This is a genomic window from Bacteroides gallinarum DSM 18171 = JCM 13658 (genome assembly GCF_000374365.1).
In the GTDB taxonomy this organism is placed as follows: Bacteria; Bacteroidota; Bacteroidia; order Bacteroidales; family Bacteroidaceae; genus Bacteroides; species Bacteroides gallinarum.
Map to the genome: position 1 here is coordinate 41958 of NZ_KB894135.1, position 19489 is coordinate 61446.

Here is a 19489-nt window from a genome sequence, read left to right on the forward strand (position 1 = left end):
TTTATAAATCAACATTTCAATCGGAAATCTTTATCGACAAATATAGAACTTATTAACGAACTCCACGCATAAAAAAGGAAAAATTAATTCCTGCGAACGGTTAAAACTTTCTATCTTTGCCGCCGTATATGATGAGGCTCCGTTACATACTTGCCGTACTGATGTCTTCGCTTATTATTATAAGCGGAGCGGGAGTTTCTATCATTAATTATTGCTGTTCGGGATGCCGGACGGAACAACGTTGCTGCACGTCCGGCTGTGCGGAATGCGGGCAGGCATATCACGGCATCTCGCAGGAAATATGCAAGGACAGCGGCTGCACTGCCGTCCATTACAAAGTGGATGTGGTAAAGCACGTGCAGGAAGCATCTACCGTAATACCCGACTGTACGCTGTATTGCGGGCGGCTGCCGCAGTTCGGTTGCCTGTTGCCTGCAAGAGAGCCGGTAGCGGAAAATATAGTCCATTCACCGCCACGGTATTCCGTTTCCAGGCGTTACCTGGCGCTTTATTCTGTACTGCTTATTTAGAGGTTTCATCACAGTGGACACAGAGTTTCACAGAAGTTTCCCGGGTGAAAGAAGATGATTTTGAGACATAAGGACGAAAGGGCAATCCTTTTCATATGTTTCTTGTGTTCTTTTGTTCTTATGTCTTAAAGAAGTGTTTCTTAATGTCTCAAGGGAGTATATCTCATCTCTCAAAGGGGTATATCTTAATGTTTCAAGGGAATATATCTTATATCTCAAAGGGGTACATCTTAATGTCTCAAGAGAATATATCTTATGTTTCAAAGAAGTATATCCCGTGTTTCAGGAGAATATCTCTTTTGTCCCGCAAGGGGGATTCCTTCATCTTATGAGACAGATAATTTCATCCCGTAGGACAGATATTTTTATCTTGCAAGACGGATATTTTTGTCCCATGAGACGAATAATCGTTTTATTGTAGAATTTCAAAATAAGAAAGAACTGGAATGAAATACATATGGTTAATGTTGCTGCTGCTTCCCTTCGCCGCTTTGCAGGCACAGGTAAAGGGAACGGTAAAAGATAATTCGGGTGAGCCGGTTGCCGGAGCCAACCTTTTCTGGCTGGGCACTACGCAAGGGGTCACCTCTTCCGCCGACGGGACTTTCTCCCTTCCGAAGCCTGCCGGCAAGCACATGCTGGTGGTGAGCTTCATCGGCTTCGAGAACGATACGATACATGTGAACGGGCGCAACGAAGTCCTGGATATCGTTCTTCGCGAGGGGGTGGAGTTGGGCGAGGTCGATATCGTCAGCCGTAAGCTCGGAACGATGAAACTGCGTAACAGCGTGATGAACGAGGATATGATAAGCAGTGCCGAACTTACCCGTGCCGCCTGCTGTAACCTCGGCGAGAGTTTCGTAACCAACCCTTCGGTAGACGTGACCTATTCCGATGCCGCTACGGGAGCCAAGCAAATCAAGCTGTTGGGGCTGTCCGGCACTTACGTGCAGATGATGACGGAAAACATACCCAACTTCCGCGGCGTAGCTGCCCCGTACGGGTTGGGATACGTGCCCGGACCGTGGATGCAGAGCATACAGGTAAGCAAGGGCAGCGCATCCGTTAAGAACGGCTACGAGGCAATCACCGGGCAAATCAACGTGGAGTTCAAGAAACCCCAGTTGCCCGAGGCCGACTGGCTCTCCGTGAACCTTTTTGCCGGCACTACCGGCCGCTACGAGGCCAATGCCGACGCCACCGTGAAGCTCTCCCGGCGCTGGAGCACTTCCCTGTTGGCGCATTATGAAAACGAAACCAAAGCCCACGACGGCAACGACGACGGTTTTGCCGATATTCCGCAGGTGAAGCAGTACAACGTATGGAACCGCTGGGCGTATATGGGCGACAGGTATGTGTTCCAGGCAGGCATCAAAGCCCTGTCCGAAGACCGTAACAGCGGGCAGGTGAACCACGGCGGCAACCATTGGAACGACCCTTACAGGATAGCTATCGAAACCGGCCGCTACGAAGCCTTTACCAAGAACGCCTACATCTTCGACAAGGAGAAAAATACCAACCTGGCACTTATCCTTTCCGGCTCGCTGCACAAGCAGGATGCCATGTACGGGCGCAAGTTGTACGATGTAGACCAGTATAATGCCTATGCGTCCCTTTTGTTCGAGACGGAGCTGGGCAAGCGCCATAGCCTTTCTACGGGGTTGAGTTTCAACTACGACTCCTACGACCAGCATTACCGTCTGACGAACGATGCAGGACAACCCCTGGCAGGGCAGTTCGTAAAGGAAGCCGTTCCGGGAGCATACGTACAGTACACCTATAACCTGGACGACAAGCTTATCCTAATGGGTGGCATCCGCGGCGACCACAGCAGCGAGCACGGCTATTTCGTCACGCCTCGTTTCCATGTAAAATACAATCCCAACGAGTACGTACACTTCCGCCTCTCCGCCGGAAAAGGGTATCGCACCAACCACGTCCTTGCCGAGAACAACTACCTGCTGGCAAGCAGCCGCCGGATAGACATCGCCCGCAACCTCCACCAGGACGAGGCATGGAACTACGGCGCCAGCGCTTCCGCCTACATCCCGTTGTTCGGCAAGACGCTGAACCTGAATGCCGAGTATTATTATACGGATTTCCTCAAGCAGGTGGTAGTGGACATGGATGCCGACCCGCATGCCGTCCTGTTCTACAATCTCGACGGGCGGTCGTACTCGCAGGTGTTCCAGGTAGAGGCTACCTATCCCTTCTTTCCGGGATTTACCCTTACGGCAGCCTACCGCTGGACGGACGCCAAGACCACCTACGACGGGCAGTTGCGTGAGAAGCCGCTCACGGGCAAGTACAAGGGATTGCTTACCGCTTCGTACCAGACGCCGCTGGGCTTGTGGCAGTTCGACGCTACATTGCAGTTGAACGGCGGCGGCCGCATGCCTGCCCCTTACGAGCGGGGGGACGGTACGTGGTCGTGGGAGCAGCGCTACAATGGCTTTGAACAGTTGAGTGTGCAGGTAACCCGTTACTTCCGCCGCTGGTCTGTCTACGTCGGCGGGGAGAACCTTACGAACTTCAAGCAGAAAAATCCCATAATCGATGCCTCCGACCCCTGGGGCAGTAACTTCGACGCCACAATGGTATGGGGGCCTATGCATGGAGTAAAGGCGTACGTAGGGGTACGTTTCAATATACCGAGAATATGATTTATTATTAACCGCTAAAATAATTATGGATATGAAAACAAGAAAAATCCGGATTGCTTTGACAGCAGTATTGCTGGGTGCAACGACCGTTATGGCAAAGGACATTCGTACGGCAGTGTTCAAGGTTCCGCAGATGACGTGCGAGAATTGTGTGAAAAAGATAAACAACAATATCCGTTTCGAAAAGGGTATGAAGAAGTTCGATACGGACTTAAAGACCAAGACGGTAACCATTACCTACGATGCCGACAAGACCGATATCGAAAAGCTGAAAGAAGGGTTCAGGAAGTTCCATTACGAAGCGGAGTTTGTGGAGGAGAGCAAGCAGGCCGATAAGAAGTAACTGAACAAACGGCTCATTCCGGTTGTTGCTTTATCGAACCAGAGTAACAACTTCCTAAAAAATAAGGTAGAATGAGCGATATATCGAAAAGAGTATGTTCTGCGCAGGGACAGCATTGCGCGGAACGTGCCGGCAGTATGGAAAAAAGCGACAGGGAAAAGCGCAGCAGGCAGTACCGCAGCCTGAAGATGCAGGCTGCGAGTGCATGGCTGTTTTCCGTTCCGCTGTTGCTTCTTTCCATATTTCATACATACGTGTCTTATAGCAGCGAGCTCCGGATGCTGCTGGCCGTCCCCGTGCTGTCGCTGTCGGGGGCTTCTTTCTATGCGGATGCCTGGAAACAGCTCCGTAAGGGGCGCATCACCGTGGATACGCTGATTGCTTCCGGTATCTCCGTCACTTTCCTTTTCAGTCTGTTCAACATGCTTTTCCCCGGCTATTGGTATGCTGCGGGGCTTCGGCCGCATGTCTATTACGAGGTGGCTGTGCTGGCCGTTGCCATAGGACTTACCGGCAAAGTACTCCGTTTACACTCCGGAGAGCTGCACGGCAAAGACCGCATTGCCGGTATCCTTTTGCCGGTTCAGGCGGGGATTGCGGTTTTTGTATTTATTGCCTGGATATTGTTCGGCGGCGCGGAGGCTGTGCCGCATGCTTTCTATGCGGCTGCCTCTGCTTTTATAGTGGCATGCCCGTGTGCGCTCGGCCTGGTTACGCCCGTCGCCCTGATGCGGGCAATGGGTAAGGCTGCCGGCAAAGGCATCCGGATAAAGGATGCCCTTGTCCTGGAACGTCTGGACAAGGCGGATGCGGTGGTTTTCGACAAGGCGGGCACGCTGACCGAGGGACATCCCACCGTCACCGCCTGGCTGTGGGCGCAGTGCCAGGAGAGGCATTTCAAGAAGGTGCTGCTGGCTGCCGAAATGAATTCCGCCAATTCGCTGGCGGTCGCTATCACTGCCGCCCTGCAAGGGGAAAAGATTGTACCCGCCCGCCTGGACGAGAGCGAGACGCTGGACGGAAAGGGGGTAAGGGCTACTTATAAAGGTGCTGAATACTGGGTGGGCAGTCATAAACTGCTGAAAGATTACCGGGTTTACCTGCCGGACATTTTGGGGGATATGCTGGCGGAGTACGAGTCCGAGGGCAACAGTATCGTGTACTTCGGGTGCGGAAACGGGCTGCTTGCCATTATCGCTGTCAAAGACCGGTTGAAGATTACCGCCTCCGGGGTAGTCAGGGAGTTACGCGAACAGGAGCTCGATATCTGCATGCTTACGGGCAACGGCGAGCGTACCGCCTCGACCATAGCGTACGAGCTGGGTATTACCCGCTATGTGTCCGATGCTTCGCCGGAGGACAAGGAGACTTTTATCCGTGAGCTCCGGTTGCAGGGAAAAACCGTGGTGGCGGTGGGCAACGGTATCAACGACATGCGGGCTTTGGCTTGCGCCGATGTGGGTATCGTCATGGAGGGAGAGGACGGCGCTGCGGTGGCGGAGGAGGTTATGGTAACGATGAAGTCTTCCGGCTTGCAGTCGCTTCCCGCCCTGTTCGCCCTGTCGCGCCATACCTTCCGGCTGATACGCCGGAACGAGCTCCGGATGATAATCTGCCACCTGGCAGGCGTGTCGGTAGCTGCCGGCGTCCTTTACCCGGTGTATGGTATATTGCTGACCCCTATGCTGGCTGTGGCGGTCATTGCCCTTTCCTGTACGGTGTTGGCAAGGAGGTAGGTTAACTGTTCCTGTATTCCAGCGGGCTCATTCCCATATGCCTCTTGAAGTACTTGCCGAAGAACGAGGCGCTGGGGAAGTTCAGTGAGTAGGCTATCTCCTGGATAGTCATGTCGGTAGATTTCAGCTTGGCCTTTATGTCGATGATAACGACGTGCGCAATGATATCCAGTACGTTTTTGCCGGTTACCAACTTGATAGTGGTGCTGAGGTGTTGCAGGGATACGCCCAGCTTCTCGGCGTAGAACTGTGCACGGCGTTCGGTGGTGTAGTTCTCGATAACCAGTTGTATGAACTTGCGGCAGATTTCCTCCTTACGGCTTTTAATCCTGTTCTGGGTGTCGGGGCGGTTGCTGTACAGCTCGTTGATACCGTAGAGAAGCGTATCCAGCACATTCTGCGCCATGCGTGTTTTGGGCATGTACGGCCCCGTGGATATGCGTGCCAGCAGCGCGAAGTAATCCCTGAAATAGGAGGCAATGGTTTCGTTGAGGGGTATGACGGGGGCTTCCATAATCTTGGAATACGAACTCATGGTGGATTGGATGATGTTGACCCCGTTGAGACAATGTTCGGAAAATCCGGCAAAGCCGATGCGCACCTTTTCCTTTTGCCCGTAAAACTGGATGATAGTGCCCGGAAGGAGCGTTACGAAGTCGCCTTGCTTAATCTCGGTATCCATTAGGTTGATAGATACCGTGATAGAGCCTTCGGTACATAACGCGAAGATGCACGCCTTCAAACGGCATGATTGCTTGTATATGTTCAGGATGTCCTCTGTAACGTCCGTCCATGCAATCAGGTCTACGGGAAGGTCGACTTGTGGAAATTCCATAGGTGTTGTCGTTTTTGGTTTGCGCAAAGTTACGCTTTTTTGCGAAAATGAACCGAAAAACTTGCTGTTGCGCAGGGATTTTTTTAATTTTAATTGTTATTAAAGGTAGAGTGTTAATCTTACTGACAGATAAAGCTATGAAACAATACCGCAAATTACTTTCCGCCGGATTTCTGTGTGCCGCGTTGCCGGCATTCTACATACAGGCGCAGGATATGCCGGCAGGCGTTCCCGATTCGTTGCTTACCATAGGATATACGGTGGGGCATCCCCGGAATATATCTTCCCTGGTGGAGAAGTTCACGGGCAAGCAGTTGAAGGCAGACCAGATAACCAATCCGCTGGAGGCGATTTACGGCAAAGTGCCCGGCCTTACCATACAGCGGGCTGCCAATGGAACCGCCGCACTGGATGCCGTACGCCTGCGCGGTACTACTTCGCTGGCCAGCGGCAACGACCCGCTGATTATCATCGACGGCGTATTCGGCGACATCTCGATGCTTACCTCCGTTTATCCCGCTGACATAGAGAGTTTCACGATTCTGAAAGATGCTTCCGAAACGGCGCAGTACGGTTCGCGGGGTGCGTCCGGCGTTATCGAGATAACGACCAAGAAAGGGGTGAAGGGCAAAACACGTGTAAGCTACAACGGCAGCTTCGGTGTGGCATCTGTCTATAAGAGCCTGAAGATGCTGTCGGCGGATGAGTTCCGCAGCGTGGCGGAGAGGACGGGAGTTTCCATAATCGACAAGGGGAACGATACCGACTTCCAGAAAGAGATACAGCAGACGGGGTTCCAGCAAGACCACCACGTAGCCTTTTACGGCGGAAGGGACGAGTCGAGCTATCGTGTGTCGTTGGGGTATATGAGCAGGGAAGGGGTGATTGTCAATGAGAATGCGCGGAACTTCACCTCGAACATGAATATGACGCAGAGCCTGTTCGACGGTTTCGTCCGGTGCGATGTCGGCATGTTCGGCTCGGTGCAGGATAACCGCAATCTGGTGGACGAGCAAAAAACATTCTACTCGGCGGCTGCCTTTAATCCCACCTTCCCTAACCGTAAAAACGAAAGCGGTTCCTGGGACGGCGTAACGAATGCCAGCCAGATAACCAATCCGCTGGCATGGATGGAAGTGAAGGATAAGGAGTCTGTTTCGCGCATCAGCACGCATGCCAAGCTGTTGCTGGATTTCACGCCCGATTTGAAAATGCAGCTATTCGGCTCGTATTCTTATAATATGACGGAGAATTCCCAGTACCTGCCTACCAGCGTATGGGCGCACGGGCAGGCATACAGGGGTGTGCGTAAGTCGGAATCGCTGGTGGGCAATGCCATGCTGACCTACCGGAAACATTTGAAGCGGCACTTCATCGACGCGTTGGCGCTGGCGGAAGTGCAGGAGGAGAAGTTCTCCGGCTTCTATACGACGGTAACCAATTTCAGCTCCGATTTATTCGGCTTCGATAACTTGCAGGCGGGGGCGCTGCGCCCGTGGGAAGGGACTAATTCGTATTACGAACGTACCCGCCTGCTCTCTTTCATGGGACGCGCCAACTACACGTATGCCGACCGTTATGTGTTGACGGTGAATGCCCGTGCGGATGCTTCCTCCAAGTTCGGCATCAATCATAAGTGGGGCTTTTTCCCCTCGGTATCGGCGGCGTGGAATGTGACGCAAGAGGAGTTCATGAAACGCTTTCCGCAGGTGGATAACCTGAAAATCCGCGTGGGCTACGGCCTGGCGGGTAACCAGAGCGGGATAAACTCGTACACGACATTGCGGCTGGCGCAGCCCAATGGGGTAGTGCCGGTGGGCAGCGCTCCGGTAGTGTCATTGAGCGAGTTGCGGAATACGAACCCCGACTTGAAGTGGGAGGTGAAGCATAACTTCAATGCCGGTTTCGACTTGGCGCTGTTTGCCGGCCGGCTGCTGTTTTCGACGAACTATTACCTTTCCAAGACTACCGATATGCTCTATATGTATAATGTGAGCGTGCCGCCGTTTACGTACAACACGCTGGTGGCAAATATTGGCTCGATGCGTAACAGCGGCGTGGAGATTGCAGTGGGGGTTACACCCCTGAAAACGGAGGATATGGAGCTCAACATCAACGCCAACGTCTCTTTCCAGCAGAATAAGCTGCTTTCGTTGAGCGGCGTTTATAACGGCGAGCACATCGAAGCCGCCGAGTATAAGAGCATATCCAGCCTGGACGGGGCGGGGTTCCACGGCGGATACAACCATATAGCCTACCAGATTGTGGGGCAGCCGCTCGGCGTGTTCTACCTTCCCCATAGCACGGGGCTGGTGTCGGACGGCAACGGCGGGTACAGGTACGGCGTAGCCGATTTGAACGGCAACGGCGTCAGCCTGGAAGACGGTGAAGACCGCTACATCGCCGGGCAAGCCGTGCCCAAGGCGGTGGTCGGTTCCAATATCAGTTTCCGTTATAAGGATTTCGACCTGTCGGTACAGATAAACGGGGCTTTCGGGCATAAGATATACAACGGCACTTCGCTTACCTATATGAATATGGGCATTTTCCCCGACTATAACGTGATGAAGGGTGCTCCGCAAGCCAATATCAAAGACCAGACGGCAACCGATTACTGGCTGGAAAGGGGCGATTACGTAAACTTCGACTATGTAACGGCAGGCTGGAATGTACCCTTGCGGGGGATGAGGAAGTATATCTGGAGTTTGCGGCTGACCCTTACCGTGAACAACCTCGCCACCATTACCGGCTATTCGGGGCTTTCGCCGATGATAAACAGCGCCACGGTGAACGGTACGTTGGGACTGGACGACAAACGGAACTACCCGCTTGCCCGGACTTATACGTTGGGATTGAATATTAACTTCTAAAGGAATAAGGATATGAAGAAGTATCGTATATCATACTGGCTGGCGGCGGTTTGCTGTCTCCCTTTGTTTGCCGCCTGCGACGGCTTTTTGCGTGAAGACCCTCGCGACGGAATAGACCATACGGATGCGTACCGTACACTCTCCGACGTGTACCTCAATGCGGTGGCGTCCTTGTATAATTATGTAGGCGGCTACGCCGACAGCCAGGGGTTGCAGGGCACGGGACGCGGCGTCTACGACCTGAACACATTCACCACCGATGAGGCTATCATGCCCACCCGGGGCGGAGACTGGTACGACGGCGGTTTCTGGCAGGGGTTGTATCTGCATAAATGGGGAGTGAACAATGATGCTGTTCAGGCTACATGGGAGTATCTGTACAAAGTGGTGATGCTTAGCAATAAGTCGGTAGAGCAAATCCAAAAATTCCAGGCAACCCACGACGACCCCGAGCTGCCGGCATACCTGGCGGAGGTGCGTGCCGTGCGTGCCATGTACTACTATTACTTGCTGGACTTGTTCGGCAGAGTGCCGTTGGTGCTCTCGTCTTCCGCATCCATGAGCGATATCGTGCAGAGCGAGCGGAAGGAGGTGTTCGATTTCGTAGTAAAGGAATTACAGGAGGCGGCGCCTTTGCTGGCGGAACAACGCAGCAACCGGTCGGGCGATTATTACGGGCGCCTTACCCGTCCGGTAGCTTATTTCCTGCTTGCCAAGCTGGCGCTGAATGCGGAGGTTTATACGGACAACGACTGGACGGACGGCGTGCGTCCCGACGGCAGGGATATCTGTTTTACCATAGACGGACAGCAGCGGAATGCCTGGCAAGCGGTAGTGGATTACTGCGACCGTATTGCCGCAATGGGTTATGAGCTGGAACCTTTGTACGAGACGAATTTTGCCGTTTATAACGAGCCTTCGGTAGAGAATATCTTCACTATTCCGATGAACAAGACTTTATATACCAACCAGATGCAATATCTGTTCCGCTCGCGCCATTACAACCATGCCAAGGCTTACGGATTGAGCGGCGAGAACGGGTCGAGCGCCACAAAGGATGCCTTGCGTGTGTTCGGTTATGGCACGGACGAGGTAGACCCCCGTTTCGACAAATGTTATTTTGCCGGTGTGATGTACGATTTGAAGGGCGACTTAATCAGGCTGGACGACGGTACTGTACTGGAATACCACCCGTGGGAAGTGGCGGTCGATATATCGGATACGCCTTATGAAAAGACGGCAGGCGCGCGTATGAAAAAGTATGCCATTGATACGGATGCGACCAAAGACGGCAAATTAATGGAGAACGACATCGTTTTGTTCCGTTATGCGGATGTGCTGCTGATGAAAAGCGAGGCCAAAGTACGCAACGGCGGGAACGGGGATGCGGAGTTGGCGCAGGTGCGCAGCCGCGTAGGAGCCGTAGCACGTCCGGCAACGCTGGATAACCTGTTGGATGAAAGACTGCTCGAGTTTGCATGGGAAGGGTGGCGGCGCCAAGACCTTATCCGTTTCGGGCGGTTTACCCGTGCATATAGCGACCGTCCGCAACTGGCAGGCGAGGAAAGCGGTTATACCACTGTGTTTCCTATTCCCGGCAATGTGCTGAAAATGAATGGAAGGCTGCGGCAGAACAAGGGGTATGAGGCAACGGGGAACTGATGTATCTCACCCCGGTATCCTTTCTATTCGATACTGTTCGCATTGTCATCGTGTATGTTGGAGTACTCGCAGCCGATTACTACTTCTTCCGATTATTCTTTACCGTGACTTCTGCCGCCTGTCTGCTGCAATCAGTACCAGCTTCGACTTGCGGGGGATGAACGGAAAAGTACGGGATTTTGCATACCGACCGGATGCGGTATCTGTTCCGTTCGTGCTATTATCCGTTCCGTTCGTGCCATTACAATCCTGCCGAGGTTTGCTCTAATCGTTTTCTAATTCCGTCTAAGTGTATTATAATCATCTTTAGCGCGTCCTTCCGGCAGGAGAGCCTTACTTTTGCGCCAAAAACAGAAGTAAGCATGAAGAAACCATTTTTTATCCTGTCTTTTTTTATCGTGTGCGGACTTTTGCATGCGCAGGAAACGGTTTTGCAGTTATCCCTGAAAGATGCGGAGGACGTTTTTATTGAACGCAATCTTTCGCTGATTGCCGAACGCTACAACATAGATATGGCGCAGGCGCAGGTAACCCAGGCAAAGCTGTTCGACAATCCCGTGATTTCTTTGGAACAGAATATCTACAACCGGCTGAACGGCAAGTATTTCGATTTCGGGAAAGAGGGGGAAGCGGCAATCGAGATAGAGCAGGTTATCAATATAGCCGGGCAGCGTAACAAGCGTGTTCGGCTGGAAAAGGTGAATAAAGAGATTGCAGGCTACCAGTTTGAGGAGGTATTGCGTACGCTGCGCAGCGAGTTGAACCGTACTTTTGTCGAAGTTTATTTCCTGTCCCGTGCAGTGGCGGTGTATGACAGGGAGATAGAATCGCTTGTACAGCTTTTGCAGGCTACCAAGGAGCAACAGGACAAGGGCAATATCTCGCTAATGGAGAGTTCCCGAATGGAAGCGTTGTTGCTGTCGCTGCGAAAGGAGAAAAACGATGCGGCGAATGAGCTGGCTGATTTGGAGGGCGAACTGCATCTTTTATTAAACCTCCCTGCTTCCCGGAAAGTGGAGCTGCTGCTGGACGACGGCATACTGGAACGGATTGACCTTTCGGCCGTGTCGTTCGCCGATATGAGTGCCATGCTTGCCGTGCGTCCCGATTTGAAAGCCGCCCGTGCGGAAGTAATGGCGGCGAAAGCCAATCTGAAGTTACAGCGCGCTATGGCAGCTCCCGAGTTCTCGATAAAAGGTATGTACGACCGTGCGGGAAACTTTATCGATGATTATTTTGCAGTGGGGGTCAGCCTGTCACTACCCGTCTTTAACCGTAACCAGGGAAATATCAAATCGGCAAAGCTGGATATATTGCAAAATGGCAAGCAAGAGGAGTATGCCGTAGAGAAGGCACGCATGGAGCTTTATACGGCTAATTGCAGGCTGCAAAAGTCTGTGGAGCTTTACCGGACATCCGATAACGGGCTGGAGCGTAACTTCGACCTGCTCATAGAGGGGGTTAACGAGAACTTCCGCAAACGCAATATAAGCATGCTGGAGTTTATCGATTATTATCAGAGTTATAAAGAAACCTGCTTGCAGTTGTACGAATTGAGGAAGAACGTATTCCTCGCTATGGAGAACCTGAACATGATTGTAGGACAAACCGTATTTAATTATTAAGGATATATGAATCGGATTTTATTTCCACTTTGTTTGTGTGCCGCCTTGTCGGGGGCTTGTACCGGCCTTTCCGAAACTTCCCCGGTAGTTTCGCAGGAACTTTACCTGACCGATAGCCTGAAGAATGTGGTATCGGTCGATACCGTCGCTGTCCGTGAAGTGACCGATGAGCTGACTTTGAACGGCAGGATTACTTTCAACCAGGAACAGGTAGCCCGCGTATTTCCCATTTTCGGCGGAACGGTGACGGATGTGTCTGTCGAAATAGGTGATTATGTACGTAAAGGCGATGTACTTGCCACAATCCGGAGCGGTGAGGTGGCTGATTATGAGAAGCAGAGCAAGGAAGCGGAGCAGCAGTTGATTATAGCCCGCCGTAATATGCAGTCGGTACGGGATATGTTCGATTCGGGCATGGCATCGGAGCGCGATGTGTTGCAGGCGGAACAGGAGCTGAGTAATGCCGGGGCCGAGGCCGAGAGGATTTCTGAAATCTTCTCCATTTACCATATCTCGGGGAAGTCGCTTTACCAGGTCAAGGCGCCGGTGTCGGGCTTTATCGTGGAGAAAAATATCAATAGGGAGATGCAGTTGCGTTCCGACCAGAACGAGGAGGTTTTTATTATCTCCGGGCTGGAAAACGTGTGGGTAATGGCGGATGTGTACGAGAGCGATATCAGCAAGGTGCGCGAAGGGGCTCCGGTGCGTATTACCACCCTTGCCTATGCCGGGAAGGAGTTTACCGGGGCGATAGATAAGGTGTATAATATGCTGGACAGCGAGAGTAAAACCATGAGTGTGCGGGTGAAACTGGCTAACGGCGGTTATCTGCTGAAACCGGGAATGTTTGCCAATGTATATGTCCGGAGCAAAGTTGCCGATAAAGAGCTGCCTTGTATCGACCCGCATGCGCTTGTCTTTGAAAATGGCAGGAATTATGTCGTGACGGTGGCTGCCGACGGACGGCTTGCGGTCAGGGAGGTCGAGGTGTATAAACAGTCAGACCGGGTGTGCTACCTTGCTTCCGGCGTATCTGCGGGAGAGCGGGTGCTGAACGAGAATGTGTTGTTGGTTTATAATGCGTTGCACAAAGACTGATTGGAGGAATGGACGATGCATAAATTTATAGATAATATCGTAGCCTTTTCGCTGAGGAACAAGTTCTTTGTTTTCTTCTGTACGGCAGTCGCTGTTATTGCAGGTGTGGTGTCTTTCAGGCATACAGCAATCGACGCTTTTCCGGATGTAACCAATACGAAGGTTACGATAATCACCCAGTGGCCGGGACGGAGCGCCGAGGAAGTGGAAAAATTCATCACGATTCCTGTCGAGATAGCGATGAATCCGGTACAGAAGAAAACGGATATACGTTCTACCACTCTTTTCGGGCTTTCGGTCGTCAATGTGATGTTCGAAGACCGGGTGGACGACTTTACCGCCCGCCAGCAGGTTTATAACCTGTTGAACGATGCAGACCTTCCGGAGGGGGTTACCCCGGAGGTGCAGCCGCTTTACGGGCCTACGGGCGAGATTTACCGTTATACTCTGCGTAGTAACGAACGGAGCGTGCGCGAACTGAAAACATTGCAGGACTGGGTGATTGAGCGTAACCTGCGTGCCGTGCCGGGGGTAGCGGATATCGTGAGTTTCGGCGGCGAGGTAAAGACTTTCGAGGTAAGCGTTAATCCGCACCGGCTGATTAATTACGGTATCACTCCGTTGGAATTGTATAATGCCATTGCCAACAGCAATATCAATGTGGGCGGAGATGTGATAACGAAGAGTTCGCAGGCGTATGTGGTACGCGGTATCGGGCTCATAAACGATATGGAGGAGCTGAGGAATATCGTTGTGAAGAATATCGACGGCACTCCGGTACTTGTCCGTCATCTGGCCGAGGTGCATGAGTCTTGCCTGCCGCGTTTGGGGCAGGTAGGGCGTATGGACGAGGATGATGTAGTGCAGGGAATTGTCGTGATGCGGAAAGGTGAAAATCCGGGTGAGGTTATCGACGCCCTGAAAACTAAAATCGCCTATATCAACGAGAATATATTGCCCGGGGATGTGCAAATTGTTCCGTTCTATGACCGGGAAAGGCTGGTAAACCTGGCGGTGGATACCGTGACCCGTAATCTGGTCGAAGGTATTCTGCTGGTGACGTTCATCGTGCTGATATTTATGGCGGACTGGCGCACTACGGTAGTGGTGGCGGTTGTGATACCGCTGGCATTGTTGTTCGCCTTTATTTGCCTGCGTATCATGGGGATGTCGGCCAACCTCCTTTCTATGGGGGCTATCGACTTCGGTATCATAATAGACGGTGCGGTGGTAATGGTGGAAGGGGTATTCGTTGCACTCGATAAGAAAGCCAGGGAGGTAGGGATGCCTGCCTTTAACCTGATGTCGAAAATGGGGCTTATCCGCCATACGGCGAAAGATAAGGCGAAAGCGGTATTCTTCTCCAAGCTGATTATCATTACAGCCCTTATTCCTATCTTCTCATTCCAGAAGGTGGAGGGGAAGATGTTTTCCCCGCTTGCCTATACATTGGGTTTTGCGCTGTTGGGGGCATTGCTGTTTACGCTGACGCTGGTTCCGGTGATGTCGTCCATGTTGCTGAAAAAGGATGTACGCGAGAGGAATAATTTCTTTGTCCGTTTCATCAATGAGAAGGCTGCGGCGTTTTTTGATAAATGCCATGCCCGCCGCAAATGGGCTGTCGGCGTGGCGAGCGTTGTCGCTGTTGCCGGTTTGTGGCTGTTTACAATGTTGGGCACGGAATTCCTGCCCCAACTGAACGAAGGTTCTATTTATATCCGTGCTACTTTGCCCCAAAGCGTTTCATTGGACGAATCCGTACAGTTGGCCAATAAGATGAGGCGCCGGCTTGCCGCCTATCCTGAGGTGAAACAGGTTCTTTCGCAAACGGGGCGCCCTAACGACGGAACGGATGCGACGGGATTTTACAATATTGAGTTCCATGTGGATATCTACCCGGAAAAGGAGTGGGAGAGCAAGCTTACCAAGTTGCAGTTGATAGATAAGATGCAGGAGGAGCTTTCGCTTTATCCGGGCATCGACTTCAACTTCTCGCAACCTATTACGGATAATGTGGAGGAAGCGGCTTCCGGAGTGAAAGGTTCTATTGCGGTAAAAGTGTTTGGTAAAGATTTGTACCGTTCGGAAAAGATAGCTGTGGAGATTCGCAAAATCTTAAGTACGGTACAGGGTATCGAGGATTTGGGCGTTATCCGTAACATCGGTCAGCCGGAATTGCGCATCGAGCTGAACGAGAAAAGCCTGGCGCGTTATGGCGTAGCCAAAGAAGATGTGCAGTCTATCATCGAAATGGCTATCGGCGGCAAGTCTGCTTCATTGCTTTATGAGGACGAGCGTAAGTTCAATATCATGGTACGCTACAAACCGGAGTTCCGCCAGAACGAGGAGGAGATAGGGAAGATACTGGTTCCTACGATGAACGGAACGATGATTCCTGTCAGAGAGCTGGCGGAGATAAAGACCATTACCGGGCCGTTACTGGTTTTCCGGGATAACCATACCCGTTTCTGTGCCGTGAAGTTTTCCGTTCGTGGTAGGGATATGGGAACTGCTGTGGCCGAAGCGCAAAGTAAAGTAGATGCTGCTATACATCTGCCGGAGGGGTACAGCCTGAAATGGACGGGAGATTTTGAGAACCAGCAACGGGCTACCAAACGTTTGTCGCAGGTCGTTCCCGTCAGTATTGCAATTATCTTTGTAATTCTGTTTGTCCTGTTTTCCAATGCAAGAGATGCCGGACTGGTGTTGCTGAATGTGCCTTTTGCGGCAGTGGGCGGTATTATCGCCTTGTTAGTAACGAATTTCAATTTCTCTATTTCGGCGGGTATCGGTTTTATCGCTTTGTTCGGCATTTGCATTCAAAACGGAGTGATTATGATTTCGGATATCAAGCATAATATACAATCCCGGATGCCTTTGCCGGATGCTGTTAAAGAGAGTGTACGTTCCCGTGTGCGTCCGGTGGTGATGACGGCGGCTATGGCTGCTATCGGCTTGATGCCGGCGGCCATGAGTCACGGCATCGGTTCGGAATCGCAGCGTCCGCTTGCTATCGTCATTATCGGCGGACTCATAGGGGCTACTTTCTTCGCATTGTTCATATTTCCGCTTATCGTAGAGGCTGTTTATGCGAAAATGCTGTATGACAGGGAAGGAAACCTGAAACAAAGAAAATTATAAACCGTAAATCGTTTATCTTTGCAAAACGCTTTTTTAAAGTATATTGTAGTATGGCAAAAATATTATTGGCAGAAGATGAGGAGAATATCGCCTCGTTCATCGAACGCGGCTTGCAGGAATTCGGGCATACGGTCACGGTAGTGCATGACGGTGCTTCGGCATGGGAGATACTCCGGAATGAGGCTTTCGACTTACTGGTGTTCGATATCATCATGCCGCGTATGAACGGGCTGGATTTATGCCGCCTTTTCCGTTCCAAAGAAGGGTATCGTACACCGGTTATCATGCTTACCGCACTGGGTACTACGGAAGATATAGTGAAAGGGCTGGATGCCGGGGCGGATGATTATCTGGTAAAACCTTTCAGTTTCCAGGAGTTGGAGGCGCGTATCAAGGCCTTGCTGCGCCGGAGAAGGGATGTGTCCGTACAGCAGCTTGTCTGTAACGACCTTTTATTGGATTGCAATACCAGGCGTGCCCGGAGAGCTAATCTGACGATTGACCTTACGGTAAAGGAATATCGCCTTTTGGAATACTTTATGACGCATCAGGGTATGGTGCTTTCCCGCCTTACGCTGCTGAAGGATGTATGGGATAAGAATTTCGATACCAATACGAATGTGGTCGATGTGTATGTGAATTATCTCAGGAATAAGATTGATAAGGATTTCGATGTCAAGCTCATTCATACGGTAATAGGAATGGGGTATATCATGGGTGTGGAATAACCGGCCGGGAGGAGACAGCATGAAAATCGGTTCTAAGATAGCAATGTTTTATACGGTGGTTACGGTAGGGGTTATCGCTGTAATTGTTCTTGTGTTTTATATCTTTACGTCGCACTATATCAATAATCTGTATGATTCTTATCTTGCCGAGAAAGCTTTTCTTACTGCCCAGAAGCATTGGGAAAAGGACGAAGTGGATGAGACGAGTTACCGGCAGATACAGCAGAAATATAACGAGCTTCTGCCGCAGGCGCGGGAAGTGTTGCTGAACATGGATAGTGTGCCTGCCGTCAATGATTCATTGAACAAATATCTCGACAGCTACCAGCAAAACAGGCTGTTCAAGAGCGTCCCCGTCGCTTTTGTCTATGGCGAGCTTAGAGGAGCGGCATTGTATTATCCGGATAATGAAGGCAATTTTGTAGTGCTGGTAATGGCGAATAACGATTACGGGCACGATATACAGAATCATATACTTATCCTCGCGGTTTTCCTTTTGTTGGTTAGTTGCGTTTTTATCTATTTTATCGGAAAGTTGTATGCCAATCGTATCTTACGTCCTTTGCAGCATATTTTGAAGGAGCTGGGGCATATTCGCGGGAACAATCTGAATATACGACTGAAAACATTCGATAATAAGGATGAGTTGGATGAGTTGATTCGGACTCTGAATGATATGCTCGATAGGATTGATACGGCTTTCAGGGCGGAGAAGTCGTTTATCAGCAATGCTTCCCACGAGTTGAATAATCCGCTTACAGCCATTCAGGGCGAGTGTGAAATCAGTTTGTTGAAGGAACGTTCTACCGCAGAGTATGTGGAGTCCTTACAACGTATATCTGTGGAGAGTAAACGGGTCGTTCAGTTGATAAAGCACTTGTTATTTTTGTCACGCCAGGATTCTGAACTTTTGAAAGGTAACCGGGAACGGGTGGATTTAGCGGTATTGTTAAATGATTTATGCCTGCAATATCCGCAGGTAGCATTAAAAACGGAAGCGTCAGAGGGGGGCACAGCTTGTATTACAGCCAATTATCATCTTCTTAAAGTCGCTTTTCAAAATATAATCGATAATGCGCGGAAATATTCTAAAGGGCAGGTGGATGTAAATATTATTTGCTCGTGGAAAAAGACTGTGGTTGAAGTAAAAGACTATGGGATAGGTATTCCGGAAGACGAAGCCGGACATATTTTTCATTCTTTTTACCGTGCAAGCAATACGCGTGAATATTCGGGGCAGGGAATAGGATTGAGCTTGTCTCAAAAAATATTGGCTGTGTATGGTGGCAAAATAACGGTAGATTCCCGGTTGAATGAATATACGCGGGTTACTGTGACGTTTTAATCTGTCATTCCATTTTTCGTTTTCACTTTTATTATTACTTTTGTTTCCATGAAACTGGAAATATCGGATTGGAGGACTGTTCCCTATGCCGAGGCATGGGACAGGCAAACGGCATGGTTCGATGCACTTGTGCATGCCAAGCAAACGGGAGGTGAGTATGTAAACCATATCGTGCTCTGTGAGCATCCGCATGTATATACGCTGGGACGTAGCGGTAAGGAGGGCAATATGCTGCTGGGTGAGGAGCAGCTTCGTGCGATAGGGGCTTCGCTTTATCATATAGACCGGGGCGGCGATATCACGTATCACGGGCCGGGGCAGCTCGTTTGTTATCCTATCCTGAACCTGGAGGATTTTTCTTTGGGATTGAAAGCGTATGTGCATCTGTTGGAGGAGGCGGTAATTCATGTCTGTGTCTCTTACGGAATAGTTGCCGGGCGTATGGAAAAGGCCACCGGCGTATGGTTGGACGGGGATTCCCCTCGTGCCCGTAAAATCTGTGCTATCGGTGTGCGCAGCAGCCATTATGTTACGATGCACGGTCTGGCGCTCAATGTCAATACGGATTTGCGCTATTTCAGCTATATCAACCCTTGCGGGTTTATAGATAAAGGGGTGACTTCGCTCCGGAAAGAGTTAGGGCGGGAAGTTCCGATAGAGGAGGTGAAAGAGCGGCTTTGTCATGAGCTGAAGGGGATGCTGCAAGGTATGTAATCAGGGAAAATATTGTGAGTTAATATCGTTGTTGCAATGATGTTAACTGTTTGTAGTGTAGTAAGTTAACTTATTAGCTGTACGAAGTTAACTTACTGCTTCCGATGATGTTAACTTTCTTGTCCGATGCTTGCTGGTATGGAGGAGGGTAGGGGGAAAATCTGTCTGAAGGTGTTTTTTAAACGTTCGTTTAATAAAC

General features: G+C 50.9%; 13 protein-coding genes. 12 read left to right on the top strand and 1 reads right to left on the bottom strand.

The window, feature by feature from the left end; genetic code table 11:
• Positions 1-128 precede the first annotated feature (128 nt).
• From C233_RS0112775 to C233_RS0112790, 4 genes are all read left to right on the top strand, one after another.
• Positions 129-530, top strand: a complete 402-nt coding sequence (locus C233_RS0112775) for a hypothetical protein (protein ID WP_018667961.1) — start codon at positions 129-131, stop codon at positions 528-530.
• 446 nt (positions 531-976) lie between these two features.
• Complete coding sequence (locus C233_RS0112780; protein WP_025068973.1) at positions 977-3193, top strand: TonB-dependent receptor; 2217 nt, start codon at positions 977-979, stop codon at positions 3191-3193.
• Between the two features lie 31 nt (positions 3194-3224).
• A complete protein-coding gene (locus C233_RS0112785; RefSeq protein ID WP_025068972.1) occupies positions 3225-3536 on the top strand; it encodes a heavy-metal-associated domain-containing protein in 312 nt (103 codons plus the stop codon).
• Positions 3537-3607: 71 nt separating this feature from the next.
• Positions 3608-5272 carry an HAD-IC family P-type ATPase gene (locus C233_RS0112790; RefSeq protein ID WP_018667964.1) on the top strand — a complete coding sequence of 555 codons (1665 nt, stop codon included), beginning with the start codon at positions 3608-3610 and terminating at the stop codon, positions 5270-5272.
• Between the two features lies 1 nt (position 5273).
• Here C233_RS0112790 and C233_RS0112795 read toward each other — a convergent pair whose 3' ends face one another.
• Entirely contained in the window at positions 5274-6107 is an 834-nt protein-coding gene (locus tag C233_RS0112795; RefSeq protein ID WP_018667965.1) for a helix-turn-helix domain-containing protein, read from the bottom strand.
• A 137-nt stretch (positions 6108-6244) separates the two neighbouring features.
• On the opposite strand from C233_RS0112795, the gene C233_RS0112800 reads away from it, so the two are divergent.
• The 8 genes from C233_RS0112800 to lipB all read left to right on the top strand — a co-directional run bounded on the left by C233_RS0112800 (position 6245) and on the right by lipB (position 19290).
• Entirely contained in the window at positions 6245-8977 is a 2733-nt protein-coding gene (locus tag C233_RS0112800; protein ID WP_018667966.1) for a SusC/RagA family TonB-linked outer membrane protein, read from the top strand.
• A 12-nt stretch (positions 8978-8989) separates the two neighbouring features.
• Positions 8990-10639 (top strand): RagB/SusD family nutrient uptake outer membrane protein, encoded by a 1650-nt coding sequence (locus tag C233_RS0112805; protein ID WP_018667967.1) that lies wholly within the window; start codon positions 8990-8992, stop codon positions 10637-10639.
• Positions 10640-11001: 362 nt separating this feature from the next.
• Positions 11002-12264, top strand: a complete 1263-nt coding sequence (locus tag C233_RS0112810; protein ID WP_018667968.1) for a TolC family protein — start codon at positions 11002-11004, stop codon at positions 12262-12264.
• Positions 12265-12270: 6 nt separating this feature from the next.
• Complete coding sequence (locus C233_RS0112815; protein ID WP_025068971.1) at positions 12271-13362, top strand: efflux RND transporter periplasmic adaptor subunit; 1092 nt, start codon at positions 12271-12273, stop codon at positions 13360-13362.
• A 15-nt stretch (positions 13363-13377) separates the two neighbouring features.
• A complete protein-coding gene (locus C233_RS0112820; RefSeq protein ID WP_018667970.1) occupies positions 13378-16503 on the top strand; it encodes an efflux RND transporter permease subunit in 3126 nt (1041 codons plus the stop codon).
• A gap of 50 nt (positions 16504-16553) precedes the next feature.
• Positions 16554-17231: a response regulator transcription factor gene (locus C233_RS0112825; RefSeq protein ID WP_018667971.1), complete on the top strand. Its 678-nt coding sequence runs from the start codon at positions 16554-16556 to the stop codon at positions 17229-17231.
• Between the two features lie 19 nt (positions 17232-17250).
• Entirely contained in the window at positions 17251-18576 is a 1326-nt protein-coding gene (locus C233_RS0112830; protein WP_025068970.1) for a HAMP domain-containing sensor histidine kinase, read from the top strand.
• A 33-nt stretch (positions 18577-18609) separates the two neighbouring features.
• On the top strand, positions 18610-19290 hold the full coding sequence (gene lipB, locus C233_RS0112835) for a lipoyl(octanoyl) transferase LipB (RefSeq protein ID WP_262482842.1): 681 nt from the start codon (positions 18610-18612) through the stop codon (positions 19288-19290).
• The last annotated feature ends 199 nt before the right edge of the window (positions 19291-19489 follow it).